This is a genomic window from Bacteroides ndongoniae, from assembly GCF_900108345.1.
GTDB lineage: Bacteria > Bacteroidota > Bacteroidia > Bacteroidales > Bacteroidaceae > Bacteroides > Bacteroides ndongoniae.
On sequence record NZ_FNVV01000014.1, the window covers coordinates 735,352 to 755,643 of the forward strand.

15 protein-coding genes are annotated in these 20,292 nt (G+C 54.2%); 4 read left to right on the top strand and 11 right to left on the bottom strand.

All coding sequences use genetic code 11. From position 1 onward, the window contains the following. Window positions 1-39: 39 nt before the first annotated feature. From BQ5591_RS14060 to BQ5591_RS14110, 11 genes are all read right to left on the bottom strand, one after another. The gene (locus BQ5591_RS14060; protein WP_071149830.1) at window positions 40-1,341 is read right to left on the bottom strand and encodes an ABC transporter permease; all 1,302 of its coding nucleotides are present in this window, start codon (window positions 1,339-1,341) and stop codon (window positions 40-42) included. A 130-nt stretch (window positions 1,342-1,471) separates the two neighbouring features. Continuing rightward, entirely contained in the window at window positions 1,472-2,809 is a 1,338-nt protein-coding gene (locus BQ5591_RS14065) for an ABC transporter permease (RefSeq protein WP_071150736.1), read from the bottom strand. A gap of 319 nt (window positions 2,810-3,128) precedes the next feature. Beyond that, window positions 3,129-4,385: an ABC transporter permease gene (locus BQ5591_RS14070; protein WP_071149831.1), complete on the bottom strand. Its 1,257-nt coding sequence runs from the start codon at window positions 4,383-4,385 to the stop codon at window positions 3,129-3,131. A 136-nt stretch (window positions 4,386-4,521) separates the two neighbouring features. Next, window positions 4,522-5,814: an ABC transporter permease gene (locus BQ5591_RS14075; protein ID WP_071149832.1), complete on the bottom strand. Its 1,293-nt coding sequence runs from the start codon at window positions 5,812-5,814 to the stop codon at window positions 4,522-4,524. A gap of 105 nt (window positions 5,815-5,919) precedes the next feature. Further along, a complete protein-coding gene (locus BQ5591_RS14080; protein WP_071149833.1) occupies window positions 5,920-6,540 on the bottom strand; it encodes a head GIN domain-containing protein in 621 nt (206 codons plus the stop codon). 27 nt (window positions 6,541-6,567) lie between these two features. After that, window positions 6,568-7,233 carry an ABC transporter ATP-binding protein gene (locus tag BQ5591_RS14085; protein ID WP_071150737.1) on the bottom strand — a complete coding sequence of 222 codons (666 nt, stop codon included), beginning with the start codon at window positions 7,231-7,233 and terminating at the stop codon, window positions 6,568-6,570. Between the two features lie 337 nt (window positions 7,234-7,570). Further along, on the bottom strand, window positions 7,571-8,875 hold the full coding sequence (locus BQ5591_RS14090) for an ABC transporter permease (protein ID WP_071149834.1): 1,305 nt from the start codon (window positions 8,873-8,875) through the stop codon (window positions 7,571-7,573). Window positions 8,876-9,028: 153 nt separating this feature from the next. Next, window positions 9,029-10,342: an ABC transporter permease gene (locus BQ5591_RS14095; RefSeq protein ID WP_071149835.1), complete on the bottom strand. Its 1,314-nt coding sequence runs from the start codon at window positions 10,340-10,342 to the stop codon at window positions 9,029-9,031. 145 nt (window positions 10,343-10,487) lie between these two features. Then, window positions 10,488-11,798, bottom strand: a complete 1,311-nt coding sequence (locus tag BQ5591_RS14100) for an ABC transporter permease (protein WP_071149836.1) — start codon at window positions 11,796-11,798, stop codon at window positions 10,488-10,490. 6 nt (window positions 11,799-11,804) lie between these two features. Then, the gene (locus BQ5591_RS14105; protein ID WP_071149837.1) at window positions 11,805-13,109 is read right to left on the bottom strand and encodes an ABC transporter permease; all 1,305 of its coding nucleotides are present in this window, start codon (window positions 13,107-13,109) and stop codon (window positions 11,805-11,807) included. Window positions 13,110-13,204: 95 nt separating this feature from the next. Beyond that, window positions 13,205-14,455, bottom strand: a complete 1,251-nt coding sequence (locus tag BQ5591_RS14110) for an efflux RND transporter periplasmic adaptor subunit (RefSeq protein ID WP_071149838.1) — start codon at window positions 14,453-14,455, stop codon at window positions 13,205-13,207. 405 nt (window positions 14,456-14,860) lie between these two features. Between BQ5591_RS14110 and BQ5591_RS14115 the strand changes: the two genes are divergently transcribed. The 4 genes from BQ5591_RS14115 to BQ5591_RS14130 all read left to right on the top strand — a co-directional run bounded on the left by BQ5591_RS14115 (window position 14,861) and on the right by BQ5591_RS14130 (window position 20,265). Next, window positions 14,861-16,186, top strand: a complete 1,326-nt coding sequence (locus BQ5591_RS14115) for a TolC family protein (RefSeq protein ID WP_071149839.1) — start codon at window positions 14,861-14,863, stop codon at window positions 16,184-16,186. Between the two features lie 170 nt (window positions 16,187-16,356). After that, a complete protein-coding gene (locus tag BQ5591_RS14120) occupies window positions 16,357-17,430 on the top strand; it encodes an HlyD family secretion protein (protein WP_071149840.1) in 1,074 nt (357 codons plus the stop codon). A gap of 152 nt (window positions 17,431-17,582) precedes the next feature. Beyond that, window positions 17,583-19,238, top strand: coding sequence for an MFS transporter (locus BQ5591_RS14125; protein ID WP_071149841.1), 1,656 nt, complete (start codon window positions 17,583-17,585; stop codon window positions 19,236-19,238). Between the two features lie 160 nt (window positions 19,239-19,398). Then, window positions 19,399-20,265, top strand: coding sequence for a helix-turn-helix domain-containing protein (locus tag BQ5591_RS14130; RefSeq protein WP_071150738.1), 867 nt, complete (start codon window positions 19,399-19,401; stop codon window positions 20,263-20,265). Window positions 20,266-20,292: the final 27 nt, after the last annotated feature.

Sequence of the window (20,292 nt, forward strand, 5' to 3'; positions counted from 1 at the left end):
CTCCCCTCTCCCCGGGAGAGGGGCCGGGGGTGAGGCCCCTTACTCATCGTGCAACGCCTCCGCCGGCTGCACCTTCATCGCCCGACGGGCCGGATACCACACGCCCACCACAATCATCAGTGCCATCAGCAGCCACGAGAGCACAAGGGCAAGCAGGAAGCGCAAAGTGTCGAAAGGCAACCTATTGACGTCCACCAATTCGGCCACGCCAATGTTCAAGGCAATAACCGTGGCAGGCACAGCAGCCAGCGTCAGCAGCAACAGCCCTTCGGTAATCAGGCGAAGGAAGATGCCCCGCCGTGTGCTGCCCATCGCCATGCGGAGGGCTACCTCCTGACGACGGTGTTGCGTACGAAACCAGAAGGTACCGATAACGCCCAGGAAGATATTAAGCAACAGGAAGCCCAGGATGCAGAGCTGCGTGCGCACTTCGTTCACATCCTCCAGTTCGCTGATATAGCGCAACTGTGTGAAGGGCTGAACATCCAGAATATAAACATTCCCTACACGATAGAGACGATCGGCATCGGCCATCAGCTCGTCCACAAAGCCATGGTCGGCCTCGGGGGTGACGCGCAAGCTCAGTTGCAGGTACGCGGGATTTTCGTATTGCACCATCGCCTCGCGCGGGAAGTCCGTCGCCAGGAAGGGGCCTCCCCACTGGTCGGCTGTCGTGAAATGATTCCAGCGCATGGGCTCGGCAATGCCGGCTACGCGCAGACGGGAGTCACTGTCCTGCTCCCACAAAGGCAGTTGACGACCCAGCAACGGTGTGGCATCAGCCATGTTCAGTTCCTCATACTTCGCTGTCACGTTGCGCGACAGGATCATCGTTCCCGGACCCAGCACGGCGGCCAGCGAGTCAGGACTTGCAGTCCGCACCGTCTTTCCGCCGGCATCCTGCACAGCTACCCCACGAATGCGGAACAGGCGCATAAAGTCGGGCTGCACCAGACGGAGCATGGCATAAACAGACACCGTATCTACAAACGTTTCAATGCCGTTACTTCCGTTATTATAAGGAACGCTGTTCTGCGAAATGGCTACCGCCTCCACGCCGGGACGGTGGCGCAAGCGTTCGGCTATCTCCAGCAGGGCATCCATATCGTCCTCCGCCGTATGGCCTTCTTCATAGAGGGCGGAGTTGGGAGTCAGCCGGTTCATCGTCAGGTTATAACAATGCTCCGTATCGAAGCCCATCGGTGCAAAGTAGACACGCGCCGTCGTACAGCACCAGTCCACAATGTACCACAGCACCACGAAGACTACCAGCAGCTCCAGCGCAAGGAAGAAATTGCTGCGCCATTCATTCCGTATTTGAGTAAATAGTTTCTTGTTCATAATGTAAAGCCTCACCCCCGACCCCTCTCCCAAGGAGAGGGGAGGAAGGATATGGCGGTTATTTATTATACTATAATACTACCTATCATTCTCATTTCCCCTCTCCTTGGGAGAGGGGTTAGGGGTGAGGCTATGCCTTCCCATTTATTGCCTCCACAATATTCATCCTCGACGCCCGCCAGGCGGGAATGCCTGCGCTGAGCAGGTTCATCAGCAGGCAGAAGCCAAAGGCAGCCAGGAAGATCCACGGACTGAGCAATTCGCCCGCCGTCAGACTGGTCTCACCCGACAGATAGGCGTTGGTAGAGTTGCCGAAGAGGAAGCCGTTCAGCACAAAGGTGGCGGCATAGCTCAGCAGCAGTCCCAACAGGCCTGCCAGACAGGTCAGCAGCAGATTCTCCAGAAAGACCTGGCGCATCAGTTCGTTGGCCGTAGCACCGAAGGCCTTGCGTACCCCGATTTCTGCCATTCGTTTCCGCATCCGCGACAGGGTCATGCTGCTCAGGTTGATGGCAGGCACGATGAGCAGGATGAGCATCACGGCCACGTAGCGCAACACCACGCCCTGCACGTCGGGCTCCTGGCTCCACGAGCGGTAAAGGTGTGTGAACTGTGTGTCGGGTTGTCCGCGGTAGAACACCTCCACTCCCTCCTGCGCATCGTTATACTTCTGCCGCAGGCGTTCGCACTCCTCGCGGATGGCGGGAAAGTCTGCCCGACTGCGAGCCAGGATAACGGCACGCATCGGCCCCATCAGATTGTAGCCCCACGAGTTGGCCTCCGCGTCGCCCGCCGTATAGGGTATCCATACCTGAGCATAGGCATCCGTAGCCAACATGGAGACGTCGGCCACCACGCCGCACACCTGGAAGTCCACGTGGTTCAGCTCTATGTGCTGCCCGCTGACGTCCGTCCGCCCGAACAGGCGACGGGCCACCGAGGCTGCAATGACGGCACGGGGCAGACCGCTGCTCAGATCGGCTGCCGTGAAGGGCTTGCCGTCGAGAAAGCGGAAGCGAAACACCTGCCAGAAGGCCTCATCGGTCTGCACCATGTCGGCCGTCATCTTGGCACCGGCAGGCAGCGAGACACGCACCTTGCCGGGATTCGATGCCAGTGTGACAGCCTCGGCCGTGGTCAGCGTTTTGAAACATTCGCGCCCCGTCTGTACCGACATGCTCGAATTGGCCGAACTGCCGCTTGTATCGCCCTTGGCTCGGTAGGACATGTTGGGCACGTAGAGCGAACGACTACGGTTCACCTCCGGTTCGCAGTCGGCTATACGTACCCGCAAGGTAATGACGATGACCATAATCATACAGATGGACAACGCCGTACCCAGCACGGATATCCAGCTGATGACAGGGTTCTCGCGCAGGTGGTAAAGAGCCTGCTGGAAATAGAGCCTTACCCCCGACCCCTCTCCCAAGGAGAGGGGAAAGTGGAAGGTATGGGAAGTTTTTTTCATTTCAGTCATTTCTTTATAATAACAATTTCATTTAGGGTTCGCAAACGAACAGTTCAAGTCTTACGGGCATGAATTGGCAGTTACGCTTATTTCTAACCAGCTGACAGATAGAAACATGCCAGTTTATTTTTATTTATCCATATTAAACTGTGAGTTTAACCGCATTAAACTGCCAGTTTATCCGTATTAAACTGTGAGTTTATCCGTACTAAACTGCAAGTTTATCCATATTAAACCAGAGCAAACTGCCCAAGTCTCGGAAGCCCAATCCCCTCCTTTCCTCTCCTCTCTCTGGGAGAGGGGCCAGGGGTGAGGCCCCTTACTCATCGTGCAACGCTTCCGCCGGCTGCACCTTCATGGCGCGTCGTGCCGGAATGCCAATGCCGACACCGATCATAGCGGCAATAAGAATAAAGGTAGAGGCAATACAGAAAGCCAGGCGTGGCCACTCCAGTGTAGTGCCGTTGCGCCAGCTGTTCAGTTCGAAGTGAGCCAGTACGATGTCAATAATGACGGCAAGCACGGTAACGATCAGTAACAGGAAAATACCTTCACTCATCAGGCGGCCGAACACCGCACCGTCCGTGGCACCCATCGCCTTGTGCAGAGCAATCTCGCCCCGGCGCTGCTGCGTACGGAACCAGAACGTACCGAGCAGTCCCAAGAAAATATTCAGCAGCAGGAAGCCCATGCCCACAACCAAGTTGCGCATCTCGCTGGTCTCGCCTTGCTGGAAGCTGCGACGGATGTCCTTGAAACTCCTGATGTCACTGATGTAGAGATTGCCTATGCGGAACTGCTTCTCGCTGTCGGCTTTCAGGTTCTCCATGAAGTTCTGGTCACGGTCGGCACGGACGCGGACGCAGAGTTCATTGTCAGCATGAATCCAATCATCCGACAGCAAATTCATGTTGAACGCCATGGAATAGCTGGAACGTGCCTGACTGAAGTCGTCGTAGCGCACATTCTGCAAGGCGGCGCCCAAACGGTACATCTGGGCCGTATCTCCGAACAGGTAAAATTCCTTCTTGCCAACCAGCGACGTCATCGGGATGCTGTACTTGCGATACAGGTTGTCCGAAGCCAGGAAGTCGCCGCGCTCCAATATTTCAGCCAGCTGTTCGGACGTCTCACCGCGCGTTCCCTGGTAACGGAACACGCGTACGAAGTCGGGCGTCACAATGCGACGGATGGTCCAGCGGGGCGCATGAAGCGTGTCGTAGTCCACTTCCGCTGAGCCGTTACTACCATTATAAGGATAGGAATTTTGCGACAAGCTGACAGCTTCCACCTCGGGGCGGCGGCGCAAACGTTCCACCAGCTCGCGCACTTCGTCGCTCTGCTTGTGGGTATCGCTATAAGATGTATAGTCGGGACTCTTGTCGGTGAGCACGCCCATATCTATCAGGTAGCAATGCTCCGTGTCGAAGCCACGCGGCTCCATATAGGTAGCCACGCGGCAGTAGAGCAGATCGATAATGTACCACATCACCACACTCACCACCAGCAACTCCAGCGCCAGCCACAGGTTGCTGCGCCATTCGTTTCGTATTTGGGTAAATAGTTTCTTGTTCATATTTTCTTATTTTTAGTTGACGAGTTGACAAGTTGACGAGTTAACAAGGCTAGTCCTTGTGGTCTGAAGCCTCGTTTCCTTGTCAACTAACCATAATTCCTTGTGGTCTCGTTAACTCGTTTCCTTGTCCACTTGATTAATGTGCCTTCCCATTTATCGCCTCCACAATATTCATCCGCGAAGCCCGCCAGGCAGGAATACCGGTACTGAGCAGGTTGAGCACGAAGCAGAAGAGCAACGCCCAGCCGAAGGTGGAGGCATGTATCAGGATAGAGGCATCGACCACGGGCGGATTGAGCGTAGTGTTCCAGCTCTGTACAAAAAGGATATCGCCCAACAAGAAGGCAAAGAGCAGGCTGATTATCAGCCCCAACACACCTGCCAGCAGGGTGACGATGAAGTTCTCTCCCAGTATCTGTCCCAGCAGTTCCATGCGTGTGCAGCCAAAGGCACGACGCACCCCGATCTCCGCCACACGACGGCGCAGGCGGCTCTGCGTCATGCTGCTCAAGTTGATGGCAGGCACGATGAGCAGGATGAGGAAGATGATGAAACGGGTCCGGCGGGCAGCCGTCACATCCGGCTCCACATTGGCGCCGGCTACCAGGGCATTCTTCTCCTGATCGTAAGGACGGTTGCGGTTGATAATTTTATAACCGTTCTCGCCTATCACCTTATTGAATTCATCCAACCGCCGGGCAGCCTCCTCGCGGATGGCAGGGAAGTCGCTGCGGTCGTGCGCCAGGATGGTGCAACTCATCAGGCCCATCAGGTCGTGCTCCCACGTGTTGTTCACCTGGTCGGTCGAGGTATAGGGAATCCACACCTGCGCGTAGGCCGTTTCGGCCAGCGTCGATACGTCCGTCACCACGCCGCACACCCGATAAGGCGCATGGGCCAGCAGAAATTCTTTTCCCACGGCTTTTGTCGTGCCGAACAGCAGGCGCGCCACACTTTCGGTAATGACGGCCACCGGCCGGCCGGCATCGAACGTGGCCTGGTCGAAGGGCTTTCCGTCGGTGAAGGCGAAGTCGAACACCGTCCAGAACTGGTTGTCCGTTTCGCGCACATCGACCGCCGTAGTGGGCTGTCCGGGCAGGCTGATTGGTTTGGGTAGGGAATAGACCACATAGACGGTGACAGCCTCGGGCGTCGTCAGCTTGCCGTAGATTTCTTTCAGCGTAGTTGCGCTCCACGGGCCATTGCTGTTGCTGTCGCCCCACGCTTCGTTGGTGATGCTACCCCACTTCACGTGCAGAAAGCGGTTGCGGTTGCTTTCGGGCGCAAAAGGCTCGACCTGCACCTGCTGCATCATCACCACCAGCATGATGAGGAAGATGGAAAGGGCAGTACCCGCCACCGTCACCCCGCTGATGAGCGGCTGCTGGCGGAGCTGTGCCCAAGCTTGTTGAAAATATTGTTTGATCATCTTTTTAATGAAGAATCTGTTATTAATGAAGAATGATGAATGAAGAATGATGAATTGGAGTAAACAATACGTTCTCATTCACCATAAATTCTTCATTCTTAATTCTTAATTCTTAATTTTTAATCGTTTCGTATTCACACTGCCTATACCGCTGCGCGATATGTCGGCCTCATCGGCATTGCCTCTCAACTCCAGACTGCCGATGCCACTCATGCGGGCTTTCAGGTAGTCGCAATCGACGTTCACCTCGGCATCGCCCACCCCGCTCAGACTGACGTTGAAACGACGGCAAGTCAGATCATCCACTTCGGCAGACCCTACACCGCTGATACGCAACGTGAAGTCGTCCAGTTTCAAGGGTTCCTTACACTCCAGGCTACCCACGCCGGTCACTTCTGCCGATTCCAAAGTAGGAGCTGTGATGTACAGTTTCAAACCATCCATTTTTTTGATGGACTTCTGTTCACCTCTTTTAAAATCGATGACCAGGCAACCGTCCTTCACTTCGGTCGTGGTGAGCTTCACCCATTTCTCCTTGCCTTCCAGGCGGAGGGAGTATTTATCGCCCTGCGTGAACTCGACATTGGCTACCGCCTTTATCCTGATGGAAGAAAAATCGTCCACCTTCCGCACTTCGTTCACCCGTTCATCTTGTGCCAACGCACCTATTGCTCCGGCAAAAGCCAAGAGCAATGCAATCATTACACCTATAATATTTGTTTTCATTTCACTGTTCCGATTGATAATTTAAATTTATCCTATCTGACGTCCGTCGAAGAAGCGGATGGTACGGGTAGTCTGTTTGGCCTGGCTTTCGTTGTGTGTTACCATTACGATGGTACGTCCGTCTTCCTTGTTCAGCTGGTGCAACAAATCCATAACCTCGGCACCCATCTTGGAGTCCAAATTACCGGTAGGCTCGTCGGCAAGGATAATCTCCGGATTTCCGATGATGGCACGCGCTATGGCTACACGCTGGCACTGACCGCCGGAAAGCTGTGTAGGCATGTGGCGCATACGGTGGCTAAGTCCTACCTTTTCCAATACTTCTTCGGCCAGGCGACGGCGTTCCTTGGCAGAGACCTTGCGATATAGCAACGGCAATTCTACATTGTCTATCACATTCAGCGAATTGATCAGATGGAACGACTGGAACACAAAGCCCAGATTCTTGTTGCGGAAAGCAGCCAGTTCTTTGTCCTTCATTCCTTCAACACGTGTACCGGCTATTTCGATGGTACCGCTGGTAGGAGTGTCAAGCAAGCCCATAATGTTAAGCAAAGTGGACTTTCCACATCCGGAAGGTCCCATAATACTCAGGAATTCGCCTTGTTCTACTTCGAGGTTCACGTTCTCCAATGCTTGAGTTTCAATCTCGTCTGTACGGTAGATCTTGTTGATACCGGTCAATTTAATCATGTTCATAATTGTATGTTGTTTATAGTTATTATATTCTTTGTTTTGCACCTCAGAGTACACTGAGATCTCTGTTTTACCACAGATTACTCAGATTAACACAGATGGCAAATTAAATCCGTGTAAATCTGTGTAATCTGTGGTGTCTCATTCACCATAGAGAGAACAAAGTTACATTTTTCTCCTCTGTGAAACTCTGTGTCCTCTGTAGTGAACTTAATTCAAAAGTCATGCCAAAAAGGCTTTTATCTGATTATCTGCACTTTACAAAATTCGTTCTGTGTCCGATAATGAACACTCTGTTCGATTTCAGCGAACATCCGTACAGATAAGGACAACTTTATTCATCCCTAAGCGCTTCCGTCGGCGGAATGGTGCTGATACGTCGCGCAGGAATATAGATACCTACCAGTACCACGACCAGCAGGATGAAGTAGATGATGAGCGACACGATAGCGAAATGCAGCCCGAAGTGGTCCACCCAACAGGGCATGGTGCTCGTCATCCAGGCACTTCCCTTATTCAGTCCCTCGCTGAGCCCGTATTGCAGGTAGAGGAAGCAGCCTATCAGGGTAGCTACCGTCGTGAGTACCACACCTTCGCCCATCAACTGAAGCCGAATGCGGCGTGGCGTAGCACCGTAGGACAGCATAATGCCTACCTCCTCGCGCCGCGTACGGGTCTGTAGCCAAAAGGTACCGACAACACCTAAACAGAGGTTGACAAGGAAGAACAGGGCTATACTCAGGTTGCGGCGATAGAGTGACGTCGCAGTACCAAACTCACTGATCCGGTTGATGCTGTCGTACGACTGCAAGTCGCGTGCATAAAGGTTACCAGCCCGCATCTGGCGAACCATCCAAGGACGGAACTCATGCAGGAAGCGGTCCATGCTGACACCCTCCTTCAAACGGATGACTACGTGCATATCGTTCACACTGGAAAGAATATCGGGATGCAATATCGGCTCGAAGGCGACAGGAACAGGACGACAGTCGTTGGTGTACTTGAAAGTTCCTACCGCACCTACCACAACGGGCAAATAGACCGTATCCGTCTCGTTCGTCATCCAGCAACGCAGATTCTTGTTGTAAACACGGGTGTGAAACAAGGCTTCCTGTGCATACTCACTCAGTACAACATTCATCCCGCCATACGTATGATCCGACAATTCTTCGGGCGTCATGCTGCCCTGCACGGGTCGGAAGCCGAATGTTTCAAAGAAATGTGTATGGGGCAGAAACTCAACATACATAAGGTCAAGCCCCACCGTATCACCTTCTGCCATCAGGGTGGAAGTACTGCTTCCTTGCGAACCGGGATATGCGAAAGAAAGTACGGGAGTGGCCTGCTCTACATCGGGATGCTGGCGTGCACGTTCCACGATATTCAGATACGCCTGCATCAGCGAAGCAGAGTCGGTAGCCTGAGCATCATAGCCCGGCGCCTGCGGTTGCAACATACCGACGGACACCATGCAGAGGCGGTCGGCATCGTAGCCAAGCGGAAGGTGACGGTCGTAGGTCACCACAATAACAGGATCGAAGATAATCCACGAAAGAACAGCAACCAGTATCAGTTCGGCCAGCAGCCAGCCATTGCGGCGGCGACGGGTCCATAGGGTTTTTAAGATAAGGGTAAACATAAAAATGAAGAATGAAGAATGAAAAATGAAGAATTTATACGAATGAGGAATTTATAGAAATGAGGAATGAAGAATTTATACGAATGAGGAATGTCAATGTCAGCATCCGCATGGCAATTCTTCATTCTTAATTCTTCATTCTTCATTAAATAATTATCTTTTTTCATACAGCGAATACACAATCGGTTTGCGGAGCGACATCCACGCCGGCAGAAGGGCCGACAGAAGGTTCAGTGCCAGGCAGAGCAGGAAGGCGATGACAAAGACGGCAGGTGCAAAAAGCATCTCGCCCGATACATAGGCATCGACACCTTGCGGCACAGCTTCGGGCCACTGGTCGAGCAACGTGAAAACCCATTCACGTCCTACATAGACAACGATCCACGCCAATACCAATCCCAGCAGACCACCGGCCAGTGTCAGGAAGAAGTTTTCCCACATCACTTGCGAAAGCAGTATGTTGCGTCCTGCGCCAAACGACTTACGTACTCCCATCTCGGGCAAGCGGCTCTCCATACGACTGGCAATAAGTCCGCTCAGGTTGAGGGCAGGCACCAATAGCAACACCAGTACCACGACGATCAGATAACCCGCCGTCTTCCAAGGATTGAAACCTGCATCCGATGGATGACTTTGGAAAACACTGAGCCAGTGCGAAGTTGGCTGCTTCCACAACTCCAACTGCCACTGATCCTTGTACTGCAGGTTCACCCGCCTCGTCAGGTCTCTGATTTCTGCCCGCAAAGCATCAGCCTGTGCCTTGTCCTTCACAAGAAAAGTGACGGAGAAAATGCCACTATACGGGAACTTGTCTGAATACGGTTTCGTATAATTTCCGAAAACCGAATAAGGCAAATAGACCTGAGCATACGACTTCGAGGTGAGATAGCTGGCACCGCGTACAACGCCGCACACACGATAGTTGACATAATCCAACGAAAACGAACGTCCGACAACATTTTGGGTCGTACCGAACAGACGACGCGCCAGGTCATCGGAGATCACAGCCGTATGGATGCCACTTGCCAAATCGGAATCGGTGAAAGGATTTCCTTCCAAAAAGTGGAATGAGTAGATGCGGAAAAAGGCTGGATCTGTAAGCTTTAAAGCCACTTTAAAGTCACCGCTCAAATCGGTTGGCTGTATGTAAAAGGATTCATCCATGCCATAGTCCACAATGGCAGAAACTGCCTCTACGTTCTTTAACGGATACATCCACTCCTGCACAGCCTGAAACGACAGTCCAGCCTGAACGGTATATCCCTCCGAACGAAAACTGGCATGAGTCAGATACAACGTATTTTCCCGGTTTACCTCGGGATACACAGGTGCCAGCTTCACATAGTAAACCACCGCCATCACAACCGTCATGGCAATAGCCAGCCCTGTGCCGGCAATGTAGAGCGTACTGAACAGGCGGTTCTGCCTGAACAACGCAAGGGCTTGTTTGAAATAGGTCTTCAGCATGATAATTTATGGCCTCACCCCCAGCCCCTCTCCCAAGGAGAGGGGAGGAAAGATATGACCGGTTATTTATTACATTATATATATTTCTATTATTTCTATCATTCTTAATTTCCCTCTCCTTGGGAGAGGGGTTAGGGGTGAGGCTTTATTCTTCCCTCAACGCCTCCACCGGCAGCGCACGTGCCGCACGGCGCACAGGAATATACGTTCCGACCAGCGCTATCAACATCAGAACAACGTAACTAAGAGCCAACACCACGGTGAAGTGGAAGCCGAAACGGTTTTGCCCGTAGGCGGGATTGGGCACGAACTTGTCATTCATCTCTACCGTGTACAGGCCGTTGGCGTGTGCATGATAGAACAGGAAGGGGATGACCAGCACGAAGGCTATCGTCAGCAACAGCCAGGCCTCGAGGAGGAACTGCCGCACGATGCACCCTTGCGAAGCGCCCATACTGCGCATCACTCCAATCTCGCCGCGACGGGCGTTGCTGCGTATCCAGAAGGTGCCCACCATGCCCAGGAAGATGCAGAGCAGGGCGAAACCCGTCAGGGCGTATTGCAGGCGGAGCTTGTTGGTGACACCGCTCTTCATGGCATAGTCCTCGCTCAGCTCCGAGAATTCCTTCAGGCTGTCGAAATAGAAGTTGCCGACGGAGAGTTGCGGTGCCACTTCCTGCTGGAAACGCTGTTTGAAGGCCGATACGTCCACACCCGGCTTCAGACGGATAACAAAATTGTACCACCACGGCATATACGGGCTTCCATACATTTCGCTGTACATGGTGACAATGAGCGGATAAGGCTGCTCGTAGTCGCGGTGCTTGAAGTCACGGAATACACCCGCTACCTCCAAAGCGTCCTCGCCCTGATAGACTTTCTTCCCCACGACATCGGCCGTACCGAACAGGCGCTGAGCCAGCCGTTCGGAGATGAATGCCTTGTCTTCCACCTGTTCAGGCACCTGGATGTCACCACCCGTACGGGCATCCTTCATGCCATAGGTATGAAGCATATTGCTGCCATCGGTTGCCACAAAGCAATAAGACTGGGCATGTACGAAACCTTCCCTTTTGTGCAAAGAGGCGGTATCGGCATAGATTTGCGTACCGCTCCACGAGTTGCTACAAGGGAAACTTTGATTACCGGCAATGGCCCAGCTGTCCACTTCGGGCTGCTCGCGCACGATGCGGGCCAGGCGCGTGTAGGCCACCAGGTTCATCGAGTCGGAAGCCATGTCGGGGTCGAAGTGGCCGTTCGTCTCGTCGTACATGCCGATGTTCACCACGTAAAGTCCTTCGGGATTGTAGCCCCGGTCGATGGCATGGTTGGCAGTCAATACATAGATAGGGTCGATAACGGTCCAAAGGAAGAAACTGACGACCAGCAGTTCCAGAAATATCCAGGCGTTCTGACGACGCTGGTTCCATAGTTGATGTAAGATGGTTTGAAGCATGAGATTTTATCTTTTCGTATTCAATGATTCCATAATCGGGTGGCGCATTGCCCCCAGCGCGGGCACGAGGGCCGACACCACATTGAGCACCACACACACGGCCAGCGCGCAGCCGAACACGGCGGGATTGAACAGCATCTCGGGCGTAAGCGACGTGGAGAGCGAAGTGTCGTAGATGTTCTTGTCGAACAGCGTCAGAATCCAGTCGCTGGCCGTCAACACAATCAGGTAGGAGAACAACAGGCCTGCCAGACCGCCCAGCAGCGTGAGCAACAGGTTCTCGCAGAGCACCTGCTCCAGCAGGCGGCGGCGCGTAGCCCCATAGGCCTTACGGATGCCCAGCTCGGCAATGCGGCTGTCCATACGCGAGGAAATCATGCCACTCAGATTCAAGGCAGGGATGAAGAGTAGTGCCAGCAGAATGTAGAGAAAATCCTTGGCCAGTTCCATCGTGTCGGGCGCCTTCTCCACATCCTGGCGGAAAGTGCTGAGCCAGTAAGGGTCGGGCTGCCCCATCAGGTCGTATTCATAGTCCTTGTCCTGCAGGGAGAAGCGCCGGAACACATCCTGCACCTCGCTGCGCACGGTTTCGAAGTTCTCCGCATCGTCCACCAGCAGCGACACAAACACATTGCCCAGCAATCCCTGCCTGTCCAGCTCCTTGGAGATATACTGCGCATTGAGCAAGGGCAGCCACAGGTCGCCTGCCGTTTCGGGTGTGGCATTGGAAACATCCCGCACCACGCCACACACGCGGTAGTCGCGCCCGTTGAAGGCGAAGTGCCTGCCCGTCACTCCCTCGACGGCGGCAAACAACCGCTTGGCCATCGACTCACCGATGACGGCCACTTGCGCTTTGGCCTCCACATCTTCCTGCGTGAATGGCTGGCCGTCAACAAAACGGAAGGAAAAGACTTTCCAGAAAGCGCCGTTGGCAAAACGGGGAGTAGCTTTGAAGGGCTTTACGTCCGTGGCGGACACCTGGTAATTCTCCCAGAAATCAATCATACTGCCCGCCACCCGCTCCACATGAGGCAGCCCCGGCAGCATCTGGTCCACCACATAGTAGGCCACGCCGCCGTAGATGTTCCAGTTCTCGGGCTTGCCCTTGGGATAGCGCTTCACGGGCTTCACCACCAGCGTGCGGTCGCGGTTATACTCGGGGTAGACGGGCCCGAACTTGACGTAGAAGATGATGAACAGCGTCATCACCAACGCGATGGACAAACCCGTGCCCACCACGTAGATACCCGTGAAGAGGCGGTTCTGCCGCATCAGGGTCCAGGCTTGTTTGAAGTAGTTTTTCAGCATAATGTTTATCTGTTTTAGTTGACAAGGAAGTTGACAAGGGGACGAGGCTTCAGACCACAAGGACTTGTCTTGTCAACTTGTTCACTCGTCAACTCTCATTTCTTCAGTTTCAGTTTGTTCTTGTTCTTATATTGGCTCATGTCGCTCACCACCACCTGGTCGCCCGGCTGGAGCCCCGAAACCACTTCGACATACTCGAAGTTGGAGTCGCCCAGTTGCACCTTGCGCTTCACAAGCTGACCTTCGCCGTCGCGCACAAAGAGTTCGTACTCGCCACGGCCCACATAGTACGAAGCATTGGCCACGCGCATCACGTCTTCCTTCACGGCGTTCATCACGTAGACGTCTGTCTTCAGGCCCGAACGCAGGCGGCGGTTGCTGTCGTCCTCCAGCTGCACGGTGAAGGAGATGACACCGTTCTTCGAAAGCGGAGTGACACTGCTCACCTGCCCTTCCAGCTTCTCGCTGCCTATCTTCACGATGGCCCGTCCGCCGGCTGCCACACGGTCGCCGTAGGTATCGGCTATCTCGCCCTCTACCTTGAAGTGGCTCAGGTCGCTGATGACGGCTATCTGTGTGCCCTCTCCCACCTGCGCACCAATCTGGTTATTGATATAGGTAAGGATGGCCTTGCGGGGCGAACGTACCTGTGCGTCGTCCAGCGTACGCTTGGTTTCGGCCAGGCTCTTGCGGAAGATGCTCAGGTCCAGTTCCTGCACCTTGTATTCGGCTGCCAGCACCTCCTGTTCGTTTTCGTACTGCTGGCGCAGCTGTTCCAGTTCCAGCTGGGCCACGTTGACACTCAGTTCGGCCTGACGTACCTTGTCGGTGGTACCCGAACCGAGACTGTCGAGATACTGCTCGTTGCGCAACTCCACCTTCATGCGGTTCAGCTTCATCTCGGACACCTTGATCTGCATGGCCAGATCTTTCAGTTTGGTCTCGTTGTTCACCTGCAACTGCTGCAGCTTGTAGGTGCGCATCTGCTCCTCGTCCAGCTGTTTCTTGTATTCGGTCTCGGCACTCTGCAGGTCCAGCTTCAGGATGGGCGTGCCCACGTCCACGCTGTCGCCACCTTTCTTATAGACTTCGAGGATGCGGGTATTGATGGGCGAGTTGATGATTTCCTCGAACGCCGGCACCACCTTGCCCGAGGCACTGACACTGACCTCAATGGTTCCCCGGTCCACTTGCGAAAAGACGAGGTCCTTCTCCTTCACTCCCGTCCGCATCAGCGAGATGAGTACACTGATGACTACCACGCCCGACGCTCCTGCGATGCCGTAGCGCATCCACCTTTTGTTGCGCTCCTTGCGGCGCACTTCTTTCGGAATTTCTCTATCCATACCTTATATATTATATTGTTCTTATTTTCCTTGCTTTTACTTTTCTGTCTGATTTTCCTTTCCGGCTGACGGAAACGGACAATCTGAAAAGACTTACACCCTTTTCCTACGAAATACGTGCCAAAAACGCAACTTACTGATTTACAACAAAACCAAGAAAATACACAGTGTCCGATTCCGAACACTGTGTACACTTTTGGATAATCTATTCCGAACACTTGCACCATCCTAAAGCCTTCCAAAGTGAATACCGGAACCTGAATCCATAGCTGTAAAGGGACGAAACGAGTGCAGTACCGGGGAAAATATGAACAAAAGCAAAAATATGAACATTCGTAGAAGAAATATAGACGTCATACTACCAGCATAACCATCTATCTTTGCAACAAATAACAAAAGAAAGCTATGATAAAGAAATTGTTCACATTTACATTTGCCTGTCTGCTCATAGGGAGTGCAGAAGCCCAGGAAATACTATCTTTAGGGCAATGCATCCGGATAGGCATCGAGAACAACCTCGGACTGCAGACCAAGCAGAACGAGGTGTGCAAAGGCCGTCACGCCATCAGCGAGAACCGCGCCAAACTGTTACCGCAAATCAATGCTGTAGCCTCCTTCAACGACAACTTCAACCCGCCCGTATCGGTGACCGACGGCTCGGCCTACGGCAACCCGTACAACGTGACGAAGACCCTGCAGTACAACGCCAGCGCAGGCCTGCAACTGCAGATGCCGCTCTACAACCAGACCGCCTACACGGCAGTGGACATTGCCCGCACGCTGGACAACATCAACCGGCTGACCTACGAAAAGGCACGCGAAGACCTCATCCTACAGATAGCCAGGATGTACTACCTGGGACAAAGCACTGCCGAACAGATAGGCATCGTCCGGGAGAACATCGGCCGCCTGCGCGAACTGCGCGACATCACCCAAGCCTTCTACGACAACGGCATGGCGATGGAAGTGGACCTGAAGCGCGTCAACATCAACTTGGAGAACATGCAGGTGCAATATGACAACGCCCAAGCCATGCTGACCCAACAGCTCAACCTGCTGAAGTACGTCATGGACTATCCCGCCAACGCCGACATCGCCCTGGAGCCTGTGGACACCGAAAACATCCGGACTGCCGAACTGACCGGACTGGACACCAATCAGTACGAACTGCAACTGCTCCGCTCGCAAGGCGAACTGGCCGAACGGCAGAAACGGATGATTAGCCAAGGGTACTTACCTTCGCTCAGCCTGACCGCCAACTGGATGTACTCGGCCTACACGGATAAGGCCAAGAATTGGTTCCATTCCGGCCCGTCCAACCACTGGTACGACTCCAACGGCATCGGCCTGACGCTGAGAATCCCCATCTTCGACGGATTGGACAAACGCTCGAAACTGCGGAAAGCGAAGATTGACATCGAAAACATCCGCCTGAATCAGGAGAACATGCAGAAGAACCTCGAAACGCAGTACCTGAACGCCACGAACGACCTGATGAACAACCACCGCAACTTCGTGAAACAAAAGGACAACTACCGCCTGGCCGAGGAGGTCTACGAAGTGACCACCGACCGCTACCGCGAAGGCATTGCCTCGATGACCGAAGTCCTACAGGACGAGATGCGCATGAGCGAGGCGCAGAACAACTACATCAGCGCCCACTACAACTACCGCGTCACCAACCTGACCCTGCTGAAGCTGACTGGACAAACGGAAAGCCTACTGGAATAGGAGGAGACGAGGGAACGAGTTGACGAGTTAACAAGTTAACAAGGGAATAAGGAATGTCCTTGTTGCCTGAAGCCTCGTCAACTCGTCAACTAACCCAACCCCCTCGTTGCCTGAAGCCTCGTCAACTTGTCAACTAACTTAAAAACAACATTCAAAATCATATAAACATCATGGAAACGAATAACACTTTACAAGAAAAAGCCAAAAAACTGCGCAAAATGCGCCGTCGTCAACGTATAGCCAGCCTGCTGGGCATTGCCGTCCTCGCCTGGGGAGTGGTGCAGGCAGCCATCCTCTTTCTGGACTACAAGAACACCGAGACCAGCAACGACGCCCAAGTGGAACAGTACATTTCGCCCGTCAACCTGCGCGCATCGGGCTACATCCAGAAGATCTGCTTCACCGAACACCAGAACGTACGCAAGGGCGACACCTTGCTGATACTGGACGACCGCGAATATCGCATCCGCGTGATGGAAGCCGAAGCCGCCCTGAAGGATGCTATGGCCGGTGCCACCGTCATGGATGCCACCTTGCAGACCACCCGAAACAACGCATCGGTGTTCGAAGCCTCCATCGCCGAAGTGGAAATCCGTCTGGCCAAACTGGAGAAAGACCGCCAGCGCTACGCCAACCTGCTGAAGCGGAATGCCGCCACTCCTATCCAATTAGAACAGATTGAGACCGAATACGAAGCCACCCGCAAGAAGCTCGATGCTCTGCAGCGCCAGCAGAAGGCAGCCCGTTCGGGTGTGAACGAAGTATCGCAACGCCGTCAGAACATCGAAGCCTCCATCCAGCGTGCACAGGCTGCCCTCGACATGGCCCGCCTCAACCTGTCGTACTGTGTAGTGACCGCTCCCTGCGACGGCAAGTTAGGTCGCCGCGCACTGGAAGAAGGCCAGTTCATCGGTGCCGGACAGACCATCACTTACATCGTGCCCGACACGCAAAAGTGGATTGTAGCCAACTACAAGGAAACGCAGGTGGAGAACCTCGCCATCGGCCAGCAGGTACGCATCCGGGTGGATGCCGTCAAAGGCAAGGAATTCACCGGACGCATCACCGCCATCTCGGGTGCCACCGGTTCCAAGTACTCGCTCGTGCCCACCGACAACTCCGCCGGCAACTTCGTGAAGATACAGCAGCGCATCCCCGTCCGCATCGACTTCGACCACCTGAGCCGCGAGGACAACGAACGACTGGCCGCCGGGATGATGGTGGTGGTAAAGACGGTTAAATGAAGAACGAAGAATGAAGAATGAAGAATTTCCATGCGGAACGTGACATTCTTCATTAAAAAAAATTCTTCATTCTTAATTCTTAATTCTTCATTTTCAAAGATTCTTCATTTCCCAAAATTCTTCATTCTTAATTCTTCATTCTTCATTTCCTTATGTCTTCCTATCCCAAAAACTATCCGTTCTACAACTGGGTGCCCAAACCTTTAGGCATCCTGATACTGGTGCTGCTCTTTATCCCCATCCTCACTGTGGGCGGTGTCTATACCGCCAACAGCGGCGAGATGATGAGTGGGCTGGGCATTCAGTCCGAGCATATCCAGTTTGTCGGCTTCCTTACCTCCATCGGCATGGCAGCCTTCTCGCCCTTTTTCTACGAATTAGTGTGCATCCGCCGCGAAAAGATGATGTGCCTTACAGGCTTTGCCGCGATGTACGCCCTGAGCTACGTGTGCACACGTACCGACAGTGTTTTCCTCCTTGCCCTGTGCAGCCTCATCATGGGCTTTCTGCGCATGGTGCTGATGATGGTGAATCTCTTCACCCTCATCAAATACGCCTTCGGCATGGAGGCTACGCGCAACATCACGCCCGGCAACGAGCCCCGCGATGCCGAAGGTTGGGATCGCTTGGACAGCGAGAAGAGCGTCAGCATGCCCACCATCTATCTGTTCTTCATGATACTGGGACAGATAGGAACCTCGCTCACCGCCTGGTTGGCTTACGAGTACGAGTGGCAGTACGTCTATTACTACATGATGGGCATGACACTGGTTGCCATCCTCGTCATCTTCGTCACCATGCCCTACCACCGCTATCCCGGCCGACGCTTCCCCATCAATTTCCGCAAGTTCGGCAGCGTGGTCATCTTCTGTGCCATGTGCACGTCGGTGGTCTATGTGCTGGTCTATGGCAAGGTGCTCGACTGGTACGACGCCCCCACCATCCGCTGGGCCACGGCGGCCGCCCTCCTGTTCACCGGGCTGTTCGTCTATATGGAGTCCACACACCGTTCGCCCTACTTCCTGATGGACGTGTTCCGCCTGCGCACCATCCGCACAGGCATCCTGCTTTTCCTGCTGCTGATGGTGCTGAACTCCAGCGCCCTGTTCGTTAACGTGTTCACCGGCGTGGGCATGAAGATAGACAACTGGCAGAACGCCGCACTGAACAACTGGGCCATCCTGGGCTACTTCATCGGCGCCGTCGTAGCCATCGCGCTGGGCAAACGGGGCGTACACCTGAAGTATCTCTTCGCCTTGGGCTTTGTCTTCATCGGTCTGTCGGCCCTGTTCATGTACTTCGAGGTGCAGACGGCCGGACTGTACGAGCGCATGAAGTATCCGGTCATCATCCGCGCCACGGGCATGATGCTGCTCTACTCGCTGACCGCTGTACTGGCCAACCAGCGCATGCCCTACAAGTATCTGTCCACGTGGATCTGCATCATGCTGACCGTGCGCATGATGCTCGGCCCGGCCGTCGGCACCGCCCTCTACACCAACGTGATGCAGCAACGCCAACAGCACTACATCACCCGCCTGGCTCACGATGCCGACCTGACGTCGCCCGAAACCGCCGCCAGCTACACCGCCACCGTCCGGGGCATGATGCTACAGGGCAAGAGCCGTCAGGAGGCCGAACAGATGGCTGCCCTGTCGGCCAAAGGCAAGGTGCAGGTACAGGCCACGCTGGCATCGGTCAAGGAGATGTCCGGCTGGACGCTCTATGCCTGCATGGGTTGCGCCGTGCTGGTGATGGTGATGCCCTATCGCAAAAGGCGAATCACTACAAATACCCATATCTCGTAGAGACGCAAAATTTTGCGTCTTCCAGCGAGCTTCCCTGTCAACGCGCAGCCGTTGCGTGTGATAGAGGCGCAAAATTTTGCGTCTCTACACCGCTCTCCGTGGTGAACCAACCAATATTTTTCACTAACTTAGCCCCCGTATAACCATTATGAACCGCCCCATGAACGAAGAAGACCGCCTGCAAAGGCTCGAACAGGCACTTCAAGCCAACCAACTTATCTGCAGTTCCGAAGGCATACTGACTGCCTTTCCCGCTTCCCTGCGCCGCTCCTACCGCCTATGTGGCCTGTGCTTGATGCTGTGCCGCCGGGGCAGCTTCGACTTCCGTCTGAACGGCCGCGACTTCACCGCCCACGAAGGCCAGACGCTCTTCGTTCCCGAAAACGCCACCATCAAGGTCACAGCCCACACCGACGACTTGGCCGTGGTCATCTTTGCCTACCACATCGAGCCCATACGCGACATCATGGGCAACCTGGCCTTGTCCATGTACCCCTACACCGAGCTGTCGGCCGAGACGTGCTACGTGTGGCACACCGGCGAGGAAGAAGAGCTGTTGCGCTACATCGCCCTGTTAGACAACACCCTGATGCACGGACAGGAGCTGTTCAACACGTTCGAACAGAAACTGCTGCTCATCGGACTGACCTACCGCCTGTGCGGCATCTACAGCCGCAAGCTCGTCAACCGCCGCGACGCCGTGAGCCACAAGGACGAGACCTTCATCCGCCTCGTCGCCCTCATCGAACAGAACTTCCGCAACGAACGCGGCGTCGAGTTCTATGCCGACAAGCTCTGCCTCTCGCCCAAGTACCTGTCCAACCTGTCCAAAGCCGTCAGCGGCTACACCGTGCAGGAACTCGTGTTCAAGGCCATCGTCCGCGAAGCCATCTCCCTGCTGAAGAACACACAGAAGTCCGTCCTCGAAATCTCCGAAGAACTGAACTTCCCCAACCCTTCCTACTTCGGCACCTTCTTCAGGAAGCAGACGGGGATGTCGCCCCTGCAGATGAGACGAAACGGCTGACGGCATCGCCTATGCAGCTTTAAAACG

Excerpts from the sequence above, each read along its gene's own strand:
- BQ5591_RS14060 (WP_071149830.1), bottom strand. The coding sequence starts at position 1,341 with ATGAACAAGAAACTATTTACTCAAATACGGAATGAATGGCGCAGCAAT.
- BQ5591_RS14065 (WP_071150736.1), bottom strand. The coding sequence starts at position 2,809 with ATGAAAAAAACTTCCCATACCTTCCACTTTCCCCTCTCCTTGGGAGAG.
- BQ5591_RS14070 (WP_071149831.1), bottom strand. The coding sequence starts at position 4,385 with ATGAACAAGAAACTATTTACCCAAATACGAAACGAATGGCGCAGCAAC.
- BQ5591_RS14075 (WP_071149832.1), bottom strand. The coding sequence starts at position 5,814 with ATGATCAAACAATATTTTCAACAAGCTTGGGCACAGCTCCGCCAGCAG.
- BQ5591_RS14080 (WP_071149833.1), bottom strand. The coding sequence starts at position 6,540 with ATGAAAACAAATATTATAGGTGTAATGATTGCATTGCTCTTGGCTTTT.
- BQ5591_RS14085 (WP_071150737.1), bottom strand. The coding sequence starts at position 7,233 with ATGATTAAATTGACCGGTATCAACAAGATCTACCGTACAGACGAGATT.
- BQ5591_RS14090 (WP_071149834.1), bottom strand. The coding sequence starts at position 8,875 with ATGTTTACCCTTATCTTAAAAACCCTATGGACCCGTCGCCGCCGCAAT.
- BQ5591_RS14095 (WP_071149835.1), bottom strand. The coding sequence starts at position 10,342 with ATGCTGAAGACCTATTTCAAACAAGCCCTTGCGTTGTTCAGGCAGAAC.
- BQ5591_RS14100 (WP_071149836.1), bottom strand. The coding sequence starts at position 11,798 with ATGCTTCAAACCATCTTACATCAACTATGGAACCAGCGTCGTCAGAAC.
- BQ5591_RS14105 (WP_071149837.1), bottom strand. The coding sequence starts at position 13,109 with ATGCTGAAAAACTACTTCAAACAAGCCTGGACCCTGATGCGGCAGAAC.
- BQ5591_RS14110 (WP_071149838.1), bottom strand. The coding sequence starts at position 14,455 with ATGGATAGAGAAATTCCGAAAGAAGTGCGCCGCAAGGAGCGCAACAAA.
- BQ5591_RS14115 (WP_071149839.1), top strand. The coding sequence starts at position 14,861 with ATGATAAAGAAATTGTTCACATTTACATTTGCCTGTCTGCTCATAGGG.
- BQ5591_RS14120 (WP_071149840.1), top strand. The coding sequence starts at position 16,357 with ATGGAAACGAATAACACTTTACAAGAAAAAGCCAAAAAACTGCGCAAA.
- BQ5591_RS14125 (WP_071149841.1), top strand. The coding sequence starts at position 17,583 with ATGTCTTCCTATCCCAAAAACTATCCGTTCTACAACTGGGTGCCCAAA.
- BQ5591_RS14130 (WP_071150738.1), top strand. The coding sequence starts at position 19,399 with ATGAACGAAGAAGACCGCCTGCAAAGGCTCGAACAGGCACTTCAAGCC.